Source organism: Phycisphaeraceae bacterium (assembly GCA_020851465.1).
Classification (GTDB): Bacteria; Planctomycetota; Phycisphaerae; order Phycisphaerales; family Phycisphaeraceae; genus JADZCR01.
In genome coordinates, this window is sequence record JADZCR010000010.1 from 1 (window position 1) to 12,776 (window position 12,776).

The 12,776-nt window shown below is 62.1% G+C and carries 10 protein-coding genes; 5 read left to right on the forward strand and 5 right to left on the reverse strand.

The window, feature by feature from the left end; all coding sequences use genetic code 11:
• The 3 genes from IT444_10875 to IT444_10885 all read left to right on the forward strand — a co-directional run.
• On the forward strand, positions 1–941 hold a 941-nt coding region (locus IT444_10875; GenBank protein ID MCC7193273.1), incomplete at its 5' end, for a hypothetical protein.
• Between the two features lie 261 nt (positions 942–1,202).
• Positions 1,203–1,466 (forward strand): hypothetical protein, encoded by a 264-nt coding sequence (locus tag IT444_10880; protein ID MCC7193274.1) that lies wholly within the window; start codon positions 1,203–1,205, stop codon positions 1,464–1,466.
• Between the two features lie 125 nt (positions 1,467–1,591).
• Positions 1,592–2,287: a hypothetical protein gene (locus IT444_10885; protein ID MCC7193275.1), complete on the forward strand. Its 696-nt coding sequence runs from the start codon at positions 1,592–1,594 to the stop codon at positions 2,285–2,287.
• Positions 2,288–2,473: 186 nt separating this feature from the next.
• On the opposite strand, the gene IT444_10890 is transcribed toward IT444_10885, so the two are convergent.
• The 5 genes from IT444_10890 to IT444_10910 all read right to left on the reverse strand — a co-directional run bounded on the left by IT444_10890 (position 2,474) and on the right by IT444_10910 (position 10,819).
• On the reverse strand, positions 2,474–5,596 hold the full coding sequence (locus IT444_10890; protein MCC7193276.1) for a type I restriction endonuclease subunit R: 3,123 nt from the start codon (positions 5,594–5,596) through the stop codon (positions 2,474–2,476).
• A gap of 15 nt (positions 5,597–5,611) precedes the next feature.
• A complete protein-coding gene (locus IT444_10895) occupies positions 5,612–6,106 on the reverse strand; it encodes a DUF4411 family protein (protein ID MCC7193277.1) in 495 nt (164 codons plus the stop codon).
• Positions 6,106–7,239, reverse strand: coding sequence for an ImmA/IrrE family metallo-endopeptidase (locus IT444_10900; protein MCC7193278.1), 1,134 nt, complete (start codon positions 7,237–7,239; stop codon positions 6,106–6,108). Before IT444_10900 ends, IT444_10895 begins: the two co-directional genes overlap by 1 nt.
• A gap of 137 nt (positions 7,240–7,376) precedes the next feature.
• On the reverse strand, positions 7,377–8,708 hold the full coding sequence (locus IT444_10905) for a restriction endonuclease subunit S (protein ID MCC7193279.1): 1,332 nt from the start codon (positions 8,706–8,708) through the stop codon (positions 7,377–7,379).
• Positions 8,705–10,819 (reverse strand): SAM-dependent DNA methyltransferase, encoded by a 2,115-nt coding sequence (locus IT444_10910; protein ID MCC7193280.1) that lies wholly within the window; start codon positions 10,817–10,819, stop codon positions 8,705–8,707. Before IT444_10910 ends, IT444_10905 begins: the two co-directional genes overlap by 4 nt.
• A 405-nt stretch (positions 10,820–11,224) precedes the next feature.
• Here IT444_10910 and IT444_10915 point away from each other — a divergent pair, with 405 nt between their 5' ends.
• On the forward strand, positions 11,225–11,455 hold the full coding sequence (locus IT444_10915) for a helix-turn-helix transcriptional regulator (protein ID MCC7193281.1): 231 nt from the start codon (positions 11,225–11,227) through the stop codon (positions 11,453–11,455).
• A complete protein-coding gene (locus IT444_10920) occupies positions 11,452–12,696 on the forward strand; it encodes a type II toxin-antitoxin system HipA family toxin (protein MCC7193282.1) in 1,245 nt (414 codons plus the stop codon). The genes IT444_10915 and IT444_10920 overlap by 4 nt, the downstream gene beginning before the upstream one ends.
• Positions 12,697–12,776 lie beyond the last annotated feature (80 nt).

Sequence of the window (12,776 nt, forward strand, 5' to 3'; positions counted from 1 at the left end):
AGAACATGAAGCGATCACATCTCATCGCGGTTCTCGTGGGGTTCATGGCCATCGTCGCCTTCGCCAATACGGCCTCGGCGTACTACCACCCTGGTCTGGGGCGGTTCACCAGCCGCGATCCGGGGCCAGCGCGCGTGGGATCGGGGGGAATGGGGGCTGGCGGGCAGTTCGTCCAGCGCGATGCTTATGCAGGAGGGATGAACCTGTATCAGTACGCAAGTTCGAATCCGATTGCCCGATCCGACGCCTGGGGCCTGAAAGACTACAAGATCGGAACAGGGCCAAAGCCGGACATCAAATGGGATAACGGATATGCATACGATCCAAACGCTGATTGGACGTGGGGTGATCTGTACGCCTGGAACAAATACGGCGCATTGTTAGGCGGTGCACAGGCATTGGGCCATCTGCCAAATGGCACCAGAGCATATCGACACTACCGGGATAAGACAGGCAAGGATCTCTGGGTCAACTACGAGAACGCCATTGCAGACGACGGAGGGATTGACAATGGCTTCAAAGCGGAACTGGCCGGAGCACAGGCCGACATCGAGCGAGAGCATGATGGAAAGACGCAGCAGTTCAGCGTGTATTCCACGTCGGCAAGGTTGGTGAACAGTAGCACTGAAGACTGGCAGAAAGCATTAGGTGGGCACAACATATGGGGGACCGGCACGGTCACCTATGACCCAGCCAAGTGCACCTATACGCTGCAGATCAAGGTGGACATGGAGGATTTCTACAATTTCAACAAAGGACAGGCTGATTTAGCGACAGGCCTTCCAGATGATGAGAACGGTAGATTTGAGGTCTTTGGATGGGCTAAGTCCTTTTACTCACGCGGGCAGGTAACCCGTACTATCACATGGAAGAAGGGAGAGGCCGATAAGACGACGCAGATCGAGGGCGACCCACGGCGCAGTGGATCGCGGAGACGTTAGCGCAAAGGTGTGGTCATGTATTTGACGCTATTCCTTCGAGGTATAATGAGCACTACCTTAGCTATGATGCTCGGGGTGATGGTGGCTTGCGTTTCCTCATGCGGTCGAGCGGCTCCTGCTGCCTCTGGGACCCGAAGCACCTCTGTTGCAGACCTGCTGAAGTTCTTACCTAACCTCAATGCCATTGATGTGACATCAGCCGACTACACCATCACAAAGAATTCCGCATCACGAGGCGTACCGTCTCCATCGGACATTCGAATGGAATTGCTCGGCACTGCTGATCTGTCGGAAGACGCGGCCAAGAAACTCCAGCAGAGCTTTGAGTGGAAAGCCGTGCATCACGAGAAAATGCCCGCCAAGATATTGACGATTCTGCCTTCGGGAGACTACCTAGCCAGTTCCAAGCTCAATGACAGCTTCTCGGGAAATCCGACGTATGCCCATGGCCGTGTCGTTGTGATAGCTGGCAACTGGGGCCGGCTCTATTTTCTGGCGTCGGATAGGGATCATCCAATCGAGTAAGGGTCTGCATCCTACGGGCCGACGATCTCTCCGCGTTTCCACGCGAACTTCAAATTTGTCACTCGCGCTGCGCTCGGGTCGGCGAGGACGACGCTAAGCTCCTTACGCGCCACGAGGCGGCGCTTGTGCTGTTTGACCAAGGCATCCAGCGCGGCGCGGTGCAATTTCCCCGCGCACGGGGCGCCGACGCCGAGCTGCCCGGTCTTACTGCGCTCCGCGACCTCGGGAAACTCAAGGCCTTGCGTGCCCGGTCGCTCGCAGCCCAGAATCGCTGGGACGACGCCGCGCAGGAGCTCGCCGGCCTGGAGTCGGCAGGCGAGATGATCTCGCGCAGGGACGCTCTCTTGATTCAATACCTCGTCGGCCTGTCGCTGCGTAACCTCGCCTGCAACGAAATGGCCGCGTTCGCCGCGCACGATGTGGTTCCCGATTCGGCGCTTAAGATCCTGAGCGATCACCTGGCTCAGGCGTCGGACCCGCGGACGTCGCTGATCAGCTCGCTCGCGGTTGAGTTTGACGACTTTTACCTCGTCGAGTTGGGGCGATTCGCCGCCAAACGGAACGCGGCGCTCTATTACCTCGCAGTGCTCGACGATCTGGCCGGAACTTCGAACGATCCCTCTCCGAAACGCGAGGCCGCAGCCTACAAGGTCCTTCAGGACACGCTTGACGCAGGAGCGAAGCGACTACGTGTTGAGCCACTCGATCTGTTGGCAACCATCAAGCTCGGCGCGGCTCCCTATCTCAAGGCTCAAGACATGGCGCGCGACACCAGCGCCGCTGCCATCCCTGCCGCGTTCCGCCTTGTGGATGAAGCGTAACCTGCGTGAATGCCGAGCCGGCGCCACGCCTCTTGATGTCCGTATAGAGCGCCGCGGCGACCGTGGCGTGCGAGGTCTTGCCGCTGGTCTACCACAACCCGCCGGCCAACATGCGCCGGGCGATTTCATGGGCGGTCAGCGGGCCATTTGCCTGCTGCAAGACTTGGACTGCGGCCTTCTTCACGCTCATGGCTGTACTCCTGCGCTCTCCGCCGCCGCTTGCTCCCGAATCTGGTCATACACCTGCCGGCGGAGCGTTTCCTCGACGACCTGCTGGAACCGCCCGTCGTTCATGAAGCGGTTGAAGATGTCCTCGTTCTGCTCCATGCGGTCGATGAACAGCCCCTCCAGCGCCCGCCGGAAGACGTAACTGAAATTGTCGATGGTGTTGGCCATCGCCGCCTGCCGGAGGTCTTCATTCGCCACGGCGTCCTCCCGCACCGAATCAAGGAAGAGCTGGTCGGCCGGCTTGAAGTCCGTCCCGAATCGCTCATTGAGAAGGTCGATCAGGCGGGAAAGCTCGATCTCCTCATCCTTCCCGCGGCTCGTGCCCACCGCCGTCGGCCCCTTAAGCTGTCCGCCCACTCCCGACTGCAACGCGATGCTTCCCTCGCTGATCTTCTGGAGGCGGTAGAACTTGAGGGCCACATCGTCATCGAAATCGTACTGCGGGCCGGTGGCTGGCCGCGGCAGCTTCGTGAGCAGGAAGCGCCCGTAGATGTAGAGCTTCTCCAGGTCCGAATCCTGGTACGGGATTACCTGCGACAGGAACGAATACAGGTTGCGGAACGCCTGGAGCTTGCCACGGAACGCCTCCTGTGCCTCTTCCTTAGCCTGTTTCCATCCCTTCTCCGATACCTGCGTCTTCAGTTCGTCCCGCATCGTCACGAAGCGCGAGACCGCCTTGTCGAGGATCGCGTTCATCGCCCCGTGGTCCGCGGGGGTATTCTGCGCCCGCGGCTTAAAGAACACCTGCGCGAACTGCTCTACCTCGTCTGTGTGGTACACGCCGGCGCCATTCAACTCGGATGTCAGCGCGTAGAGTTGCTGCGGGTTGGCCTGGTCGCCAACCGCCGTCACTTCGTAGTAGTCCTGGAACGCCTTGAGGATTTCCTCGCGGTCGTTGTAGAAGTCCAGGACGAAGGTGTCGTCCTTGCCGGGGTGCGTGCGGTTGAGCCGTGACAGGGTCTGGACCGCCTGAATGCCGGCCAGCCGTTTATCCACGTACATCGTGTGCAACAGCGGCTGGTCGAAGCCGGTCTGGAACTTGTCGGCCGCGATGAGCACCTGATATTCCTCGGTGCCGAACCGCTCCGGGATTTCCCGGCCGCCGATACCCTTGTTCATCCCGCCTTCCGTGTAGGTCTTGTTGGGGTCCAGGTCGTCGATGACCGTGCCCGAAAACGCGACCAGCGTTGCGATTTCCTTGTAGCCCTTCTCCAGGATGTACTTGTCGAACGCCTGCTTGTACCGCACGGCGTGGAGCCGCGAGCCGGTGACAACCATCGCCTTGGCCTTGCCGCCGATCTTGTGCCGCGTGGAGGCGCGGAAGTGCTCGACCATCACTTCTGTCTTCTGCTCGATGTTGTGCGGGTGCAGGGTCATGAACCGGGCCAGCGCCTTGGCTGCGGCCCGTTTCTCGACGTTCGGGTCTTCCTCCACCGACTTGATGAGGCCGAAGTAGGTCTTGTAGGTCGTATAGTTCTTAAGCACGTCGAGGATGAAGCCTTCCTCGATGGCCTGACGCATGGAATACAAGTGGAATGGGTGCGGCTTGCCGTCGCTGCCGGGGGTACCAAACACTTCCAGCGTCTTGTGCTTGGGGGTCGCGGTGAAGGCGAAGAAGCTGATGTTGGGCTGCCGCCCGCGCTTGGCCATCGTGCGGAGGACTTCCTCTTCGTAATCGTCCAGCCCCTGGGCCTCCGCCTCTTCCTTGGCCTTCTGCTTGATGTGGTCGCCCGCAAGCACCGCCTTGAGTTCCGTGGCCGTCTCGCCGGAATGGGAACTGTGGGCCTCGTCAATGATGACGGCAAACTGTTTGCCTGGCAGCGTCAGGTCATCGGCCGTGGGCGCTGGCAGCCCATTGGCCTTGGCCTCTTCCTCCGCCTGCTTGCGTATCTGCTCGGTCACGAACGGAAACTTCTGTAGCGTGGTGATGATGATCGGCACGCCTTCGCGCAGCGCCCGCGCCAGTTGGGCCGTGTTTTCGTCGATCTTCTGCACGACGCCGTGCTTGTGCTCGAACTGGTAGATCGTGTCCTGCAACTGCTGGTCGAGCACGATGCGGTCGGTCACGACCACCACCGAATCGAACACTTTCTTGTCTTGGGCGTTGTGCAGGAACGCCAGCCGGTGCGCCAGCCAGCCGATGGAGTTGCTCTTGCCGCTGCCGGCCGAGTGCTGCACCAGGTAGTTCTGGCCCGGCCCCTTGGCGCGGGCGTCGCCCTCCAGCCGCCGCACGCAGTCCAGTTGGTGATACCGCGGGAAGATCATCGACTCCTTGCGCACCGTCTTGCCCTGAAACCGCCGCTCCTTCACTTCCAGGTGGATGAACCGCGCGATGATGTCCAGCAATGAGTCCCGCTCCCACACCTGTTCCCAAAGGTAGAACGTGCGATGGCCACCGGAGTGTTCCGGATTGCCGGCGCTGGTCCCGTCGCCTAGGTTGAACGGCAGGAAGAACGTGTCCTTGCCGTTCAGCCGCGTGGTCATGTACACCAGGTCGGGGTCCACGGCGAAATGAACCAGCGTCCGCTTCCAGGTCTGAAAGATCAGCTCGCGCGGGTCGCGGTCCCGCATGTACTGCGTTCGGGCGTGGTTGACGTTTTGCCCGCTCATCGGGTTCTTGAGTTCCGCCGTCACCAGCGGGATGCCGTTGAGGCTCAACACCAGGTCGATGCTGTTTTCGCTTTTCGTGCTGTACCGCAGTTGCCGCGTCACTGTCAGCCGGTTTGCCTGATAGAGCTTCAGCGTGTCCGGATTCATGCCGTGGGCCGGCCGGAAGAACGCGACCTCCAGTTGTTTGCCGAACGTCTTGAAGCCGTGCCGCACCACATCGAGACTGCCCCGGCTCTCCATCGCCTTACAAAGATCGTCCAGCACGACCGTCGCGGTGTTCGCGCCGTGTAGCCCCTCCAACGTCTTCCACTTCTCGCCTTGCGTCTCCTGGATGAACGGGATCAGCACCGTCGGGTCGAGGGCGCGCTCGCGGTCGAAGTTCTGTGGGTCCGCCTTGACGAAGCCGCCATTCGTGAGCAGGTGCTCCTCGATGGCGACCTCGAACGCCTTTTCTTTGTATTCAGCCGGCACGGGGCTTCCTCCTGGCTACGGCGGCGGGGCCAGGACGAACCGCACCCGCTCCCGTCTCAGCATTTCATAGGGGTTGAAGCACTTGACCTTCATCCCAATGCAAACGGTGGGAATCTTCACCCGCTTCACCCCATCGCTGGCGATCTCATGAGTCACCACCGTATGCCCGTGCGCCAGCGCGAACGCAACGAGGTAATAATCCGCGTCCTGCAAGAACGCGTTGACCGCAGCCGGGCGGTAGTTCTGCCTGCGTACCCAAACAGCCACCTGGGTCAACGCGGGCATAGTCGCGTCATCGGGAGGCAGGAAGAAACCGTCTGCCCGCTGTTTGGCCCATTCGGCCAACTCATCGTCTCCGGCCAGCAACTCGTCGCCCACCTTCTCAATGCTGTAGACGCTCTTGGCCCGGTTGGCCGCAACCAGCCAATCCCAGAAGGCCGGGCAGAAATCCATCCCATAGTGCAGGTTCTTGGCCTGAATGAAGATGTTCGCGTCGAGGAGGTAAGCCATTACGGCAATACCTCCAGCATGCGCCCCAGTTCCCGGAATGTCTGTTCCTTCTTCACACCCAGCATCTGGAACGCATCCCGGTAGAGCGTCTGCCCCTCGGCCGTGCTGGTAATCACCGCGCGGGCGAATCGACGGCTGAGGCGCCTGACTTGTGCTAAGTAGAAGTCTCCGCCGCCGCTGCTGCGGGGCAGGCTGGCCAGCCGTTCGATTTCCGCATCATACGCCTGTTGGAACCGCTGTCGGCTGATACGACCCGCATCCAAGAGCCGACGCAGTATCACCAGCGTACTGACCTTGAACGCCCGCGACATGGCATTGACCGACTCCAGCGCGTCTCCCCGCGGCAGTTGTTTTCGCAACTCCGCCAAGGGCACCAGCACTTCGGCCGCCACGCGGTTGCACCACACTTCCACATCTTGCCCCGGCGCCGCCGCCATACCGGCATTGGTCACAGCGGATTCACCCAGCCAGATATGCGCCAGTTCGTGGGCCAGCGTGAACATCTGTGCGGCTTTCGTATCGGCCCCATTGATGAATACCAGCGGAGCCAGCGTATCGGCGAGCGCGAAGCCGCGAAACTCCTGCGGGTCCAGCGTGCGACGGTTGTTGCTGCCCACCACACCGCTGACCATGACCAGCACGCCGACGGCCTCGGCCTGTTCGATGAACAGCCGCAGCGCCTCGCTCCAGGTCGAACAGTCCCGCCGCGCGCTAACGCTGAAGCCGAGTTTCTCCGCGATTCCCTCGGCGACCGCATCCGGCGAACTTCGGAGGTTGACTGAACCGACAAACTTCCGCGGCTCTTCGCCAACGCTCTCGGCGTACTCCTGATACCACGCCTGCCGGCGCTGACACAGGTAGATCACGTCCAGCAGGTCCGGGCTGGCCCGCCGCACACCCTTCCCGGCAAATGTGCGCAAGTCCTTGACCGGCAATTGTTCTTCCGGCGGCTCCGGCAGCAGCAGATACCCGATGGGCACCCGCGACGCCTTGGCGAAATCCTCAAGCTGCCGCAGCGACGGGTTGGCGTCGCCCCTGAGCCAGTCCACGAGCCGAGGGAATCGCTCTTCCAGTGCGGAGCGCGCCCCCGAGCGCACCAGCGCCCATTCGATCACACTCGGCTGTACTTCCACGGCCGTCACCGTCGCTCAACCTCCAAAACCTTTATCCTACTCATCCTCGCCGGCAAGGTCAGTGCTCCGAACCTGCCGAGGGCCTTACAATCACGGCATACGCACTCTTGTCAGATCATCGGCCTGTTCAGCTCCGGTCATGCAACCACCTCACCTCGCACGTCGAGTTTGCCGGTGACCGCGGCGGAGATCAGCGCGGAGCGGTGCTCGTTCAACTGCACAATCGCGGAATCCACCGTGGCTACGAGCCTATCCATCTTATCCGTCTCAGCTTGGATAGCTGCGACGATTGCTGCCTGCTCAGGCATCGGCGGAACGAGCACCGGAAACCCGCCGAGATCACGGCGGTTGATCTTGGGCATTGCTACCCGAGACGACAACAGAACAACTGCCGTGGTGAATGGCTTGCTCACCATGTAATACATAAGGAGCGAGGCCAAGCAGTCATTGCGAGGACTAATCGGATACATGTCGGCGCTGCACAGCCCCTTCACGGGTGCAACGCACACCTTCGCGAGCGCCGGACGTATCTTGCTGTAAAGCACCATGCCCCGCTCGAACAGGTACTTGCCACTCTCGGCTGCTTGGTCGGCCGCAGAATCAAAGTCGAACAACCGCCCAGTCCCACTTTCGATATGGTTCGGAGCAATGAGCGGCAGATCGCAATAGCGTTCATCTTCCGGGTCCACCTGCCCATTCGGTATAGTCGCCGAATACCGGAAGGCTCGAACGATCCAATGCTCCGGCACGTCGCCAAGCCAGTCGATGCCACTGGGTTTCATGGGGGCGGCGGGGTTGAGGCCCTTGGTGACGGCGTGGGAGATCAGGGCCGTGCGCTTCTCCCGCAGCAGCTCGATCAGCCGCCGCTTCTTGGCCACCAGCGAATCAATCTTCGCCGTCTGGCGGTCCAGAAACGCCGCGATCGCCCGCTGCTCCGCCAGCGGTGGGAGCGAGAACTTCAAGTCCCCGAGGAACTTCCAATCGACGCGAGGCATCTTGGCTCCGAAGGTCGAGCCGTCCGCAAGCTCCGTGAAGGCGCGTTCCAGAAGCCGATACTGCATGTACGCGGGAAGAACGTCACGACCGGGGCGGAGGACGAAGAAATCGCCAACGGCCGCGCCTTCAGCATCGGCCATGAAGGCTTTGGCCAGATACGGGCGGAGTTTGCCGTAGAGAAGATCGTGAGGGCGGAACGCTGTGCCTTCGCCGTCGAAAATGGCCTCCGTGTCGAGGAAACGGCCGGTGAAACTTTCCACATTTTCGAGGCCGACTTTCAGCCTGTCGCCGTTGCTCTTTTCAGTGACGAGGGAAGTTACATACTTGAGCTTCCGCACGGCCCAACCGCTGGGCACGTCACCTAGCCAGTCGATGCCGCTGCCGGCGTAGGCGGGATACGGCGGAAATCGCCGCTTGGGCGTCTGCGGCAGTTCCGCCGAGGCATCGAAGGGCGTGGCGTTCGCGGTCTTCATCCGACCACCTCCCGCAATTCGGCCACGATGTCTTTTTCCAGCTTGGCGATGTCTGCCTCAATGTGCTCCAGCGGCCGGGGCGGCTGGTAGATGTAGAAGTGGCGGTTGAGGGGGATTTCATAGCCGACGATGCCCACCTGGCCGTCCTTCTCATCGACCTTGCTTTCGTCGATCCACGCATCGGGCACGTAGGGTTTGACCTCGCGGGTGAAGTAGTCGCGGATGTCCTGCTTGAGGGGGACGTATTCGTAGTCCCGCAGTTCCGGATCGGGTTCGGGGTTGCCGTCGGCGTCGGTGCAGATGGCGGCCTGCTCATCGCGCGTGCCCAGGGCGGTCACGATGGCTTTGCGGATCGGGGCCGGCAGCTTCACGCCGGCGACGTCGGCGAAGGATTCCAGATCGGGCAGGAATGCGGCGCGGTCCATCCAGACCTTGCCGGCGGGCATGGATTCCAGCAGCTTGATGATGGCCTGCTGGTGCTGGCGCCCGGCCTCTTCTTCTTCGAGGGCGGCTTTGCTGCCGTGCTTCTTCTTGCTCTTGGCCAGCCCCAAGAAGGCGGAGGCGGCGCGGAGGGCGTCAAGGCCGTCGGCGGTGACGGCAAAGCGCAGGCGGAGCGGACGCTCGACCGTGATCTTGCGGTAGCCGAAGTCGGCGTTGTCGAAGACTTTACCGGCGACCAGTGTGCGAGTGTCGCCGTTGGATTGGATGGTGCGGGTGTCGTCGTGGCGGAACTCGCCGTAGATGCGGGTGAGTTCGGCGATATGGTCGGGCTTGCCATCTTTGCCGTCGCCGATCTCGTTGCGCTTGTTGCCCAGGCTCTTGCGCATCTTGGTGAAGAACTGCGTGGCGTCGATGAGTTGGACCTTGCCGCGGCGCTCGGCGGGCTTACGGTTGGTGACGATCCAGATGTAGGTGAAGATGCCGGTGTTGTAGAAGAGCTGGTCGGGCAGCGCGACGATGGTGTCCAGCCAGTCGTTTTCGATGATCCAGCGGCGGATTTCGCTCTCGCCGGAGCCGGCGTCGCCGGTGAAGAGGGGCGAGCCGTTGAAGACGATGCCCAGGCGGGTGCCGCCGTCGGCCGGGGCTTTCATCTTCGAGATCATGTGCTGGAGGAAGAGGAACGAGCCATCGTTGATGCGTGGCAGGCCGGCGCCGAAGCGGCCGGCGAAGCCCTGGTTCTCATGTTCCTTGGTGACTTCGTCGGCCTCGGCCTCCCACTTCACGCCGAAGGGCGGGTTGGCCAGCATGTAGTCGAACTTGTGGGAGGGGAAGCCGTCGCGGGTCTTGCCGTCGCCGAGTACGTCGCCGAAGACGATGTGCTCAATGCTGTGGCCCTTGATGAGCATGTCCGAGCCGCAGATGGCGTAGGACTCCGGGTTGTAGTCCTGGCCGAAGATTTCCGGGCGGGCGTCAGGGTTCAGCTCGGCGATGTACTCTTCGGCGGTGGCGATCATGCCGCCGGTGCCGCAGGTCGGATCGTAGATGGTCGGGGCGATGCCCTTCTTCGTCAGGACGTGGCCGTCCGGGGCGAAGATGATGTTGACCATGAGCCGGATGACCTCGCGCGGAGTGAAGTGGTCGCCGGCCGTCTCATTGGCGTCTTCGTTGTACTTGCGGATCAGCTCTTCGAAGATGTACCCCATCTCCTGGGCGGAGACGCTGTCGGGGTGCAGGTCCACCTCGGCAAACTTGGACACCACCAGGTAGAGCCGGTTGGCGCCGTCGAGTTTCTCGATGTGCTCGGCGAAGCCGAACTTTTCGAAAATGTCGCGTGCCCGGCCGGAAAAGCTCTTGATGTAGTGAGTGAGGTTCTTGGCGATCTGGTTGGCGTCGCCCTTGAGGGTGGCGAAGTCGAGTTTGCTGGTGTTGTGGAACTGCTGGCCGGCGACGCGGTTGAGGATGCTCTCGCGGGCGGCGTCGGTCTTGTCCTTGTGCTTGTCGAAGGCGGCCAGCACCTTGGCTTTGGTGGGTGCCAGCACGCAGTCCATGCGGCGGAGCACGGTGAGTGGGAGGACGACCTTGCCGTACTGGTTGGGCTTGTACGGGCCGCGCAGCGCGTCGGCGATGCCGAAGATGAAGTTGACCTTGTCCTGGAAGCTGGTCAGTGCCATCGTGCTCGCGTTCCTTCGCTCCCACGGCCGCGGCCGTTGCGAAGCCCACGGTAGCAGACGGCAACTCGCCTGTGCGTCAAGTCATAGGGCTTGGCGTTGGTCCTTCGGGCACACGGGAGAACGGCGTGATTTTACAGGCGAACGCGAGGGAACGCCATGAGACGAGCGGTGTTATGCGAGCGGGCGATGACTATACGTTGACAGTGGGCGGCGCCGTTTCGCGCGGCGTCACCCCGTGTCCTGGGTCAGCGCCCAATGGCGCCGGTAGTAATGCTGCGACTGCGGGAAATGCCCGTTCGGGAATATTCTGTCTCCGAAGGGTCACAATCGCCGATACAGTTACCGTTCGGTAAAATCTGTTTGATCCGGATGCAGTTGTCGCGTAATATTACCGAACGGTAAACTATGGAAGCCAAGACTCCAGAACAACTCGGGGCCGCTATTCGCGCCCGCCGCAAGGCCATGAAGATCACCCAGAAAGAACTGGCGATGACCTGCGGCACCGGCCTGCGGTTCATCGTCGATCTGGAGAAGGGTAAGCCCACGTGTCAGTTGGGCAAGACGCTGCATGTGCTGCGGTCGCTGGGATTGAGCGTGTCGCTCGGCCCGCCCGCGATAGGAGGTGGCAGGCCATGAAGCGACTCACCGTGTACCTCAGCAGCGATGCGGTCGGGACTCTGGACCAGGACGACAGCGGGCTGCTCTGGTTCCAATACGACGCCGCGTGGCTGAACAAGCCCGACGCGACGCCGTTGTCACGGTCCCTCCCGCTGCAGACCGAGCCGTTCAAGGGCAAGCAGGCACGCCCGTTCTTCGCCGGCATTCTGCCCGATGAAGGGCCGCGGCAGCAGATCGCCGCCATTCTCGGCATCAGCGAGCGGAACGACTTCGCCATGCTGGAACGGATCGGGGGCGAGTGTGCCGGAGCGGTCAGCCTGCTGCCGGAGGATGGCCCGCGTCCGCGGCCGGGCGAGAAGCGAACCCGCAAGCTCAGCGAGAAGGAACTGGAACGGGTCATCGCAGAACTGCCCCGGAGACCATTGCTGGCCGGGGAGAGCGGCGTCCGACTTTCCCTGGCCGGAGCGCAGTCCAAGCTGCCGGTGGTCCTCCACTATTCCGCCATCGGCCTGCCGCTGGGCAATACGCCCAGCACGCACATCATCAAACCCGAGCCGGAGCGGTTTCCTGGGCTGGTGGCCAACGAGATGCTCTGCATGACACTGGCCCGGCGGCTGGAGCTGAATGTCCCGGCGGTGGCCCATCGCGCCGTGGGCGGTAAGCCCTGCATCGTCGTGGAGCGGTATGATCGCGCGGTCGCCCCCGACGGCACGGTCCTGCGCGTTCACCAGGAAGACTTCTGCCAGGCGCTGGGGTTCCCCCCGGAGAAGAAGTACCAGCAGGAGGGCGGGCCACTGGTCCGGGACTGCATCGGTCTGCTGCGCGACTGGTCCAGCGTTCCCGCGGTCGATATCCGCGATTTCCTGGACGGCCTGATCTTCAACATGGTGATCGGCAACGCCGACGCCCACGCCAAGAACTACTCCATCCTCTACCGGCAGGGCCAGCGGCGACTGGCGCCGTTGTACGACTTGGTTTGCACGTTGGCGTGGCCGGAACTGTCCAAGGTGCCGGCGATGAAGATCGGCCGGAGCGACTCCCTGAAAACGATCAAGGCCGCTCACTGGCAGAAGATGGCTACCGAGATTGGTGTGGGCTGGCCCATGCTGCGCGAGCGGATCGCCGACCTGTCGCAGCGGACCCTCACCGCCCTCCAGGACGCCGGCTTGCGGAGCGCCTCGAACGATCCTGCGGCCACAGACCGCATCGCCGGGATTATTGAGAAACGGGCGGCCGCCTCGCTGCAAGGGGCCAGTTGATCCGGCCTCGCGCGAACTTCCTGGGTGAACGCCCCAACCGTTCTATTCAAAAATTGCCGCCGCATCCGCAGGGGGATCGG

Bases quoted from the DNA above. Each gene is read 5' to 3' on its own strand.
- IT444_10880 (MCC7193274.1), top strand. From the start codon at position 1,203: ATGGAATTGCTCGGCACTGCTGATCTGTCGGAAGACGCGGCCAAGAAA.
- IT444_10895 (MCC7193277.1), bottom strand. From the start codon at position 6,106: ATGGCTTACCTCCTCGACGCGAACATCTTCATTCAGGCCAAGAACCTG.
- IT444_10905 (MCC7193279.1), bottom strand. From the start codon at position 8,708: ATGAAGACCGCGAACGCCACGCCCTTCGATGCCTCGGCGGAACTGCCG.
- IT444_10910 (MCC7193280.1), bottom strand. From the start codon at position 10,819: ATGGCACTGACCAGCTTCCAGGACAAGGTCAACTTCATCTTCGGCATC.
- IT444_10915 (MCC7193281.1), top strand. From the start codon at position 11,225: ATGGAAGCCAAGACTCCAGAACAACTCGGGGCCGCTATTCGCGCCCGC.
- IT444_10920 (MCC7193282.1), top strand. From the start codon at position 11,452: ATGAAGCGACTCACCGTGTACCTCAGCAGCGATGCGGTCGGGACTCTG.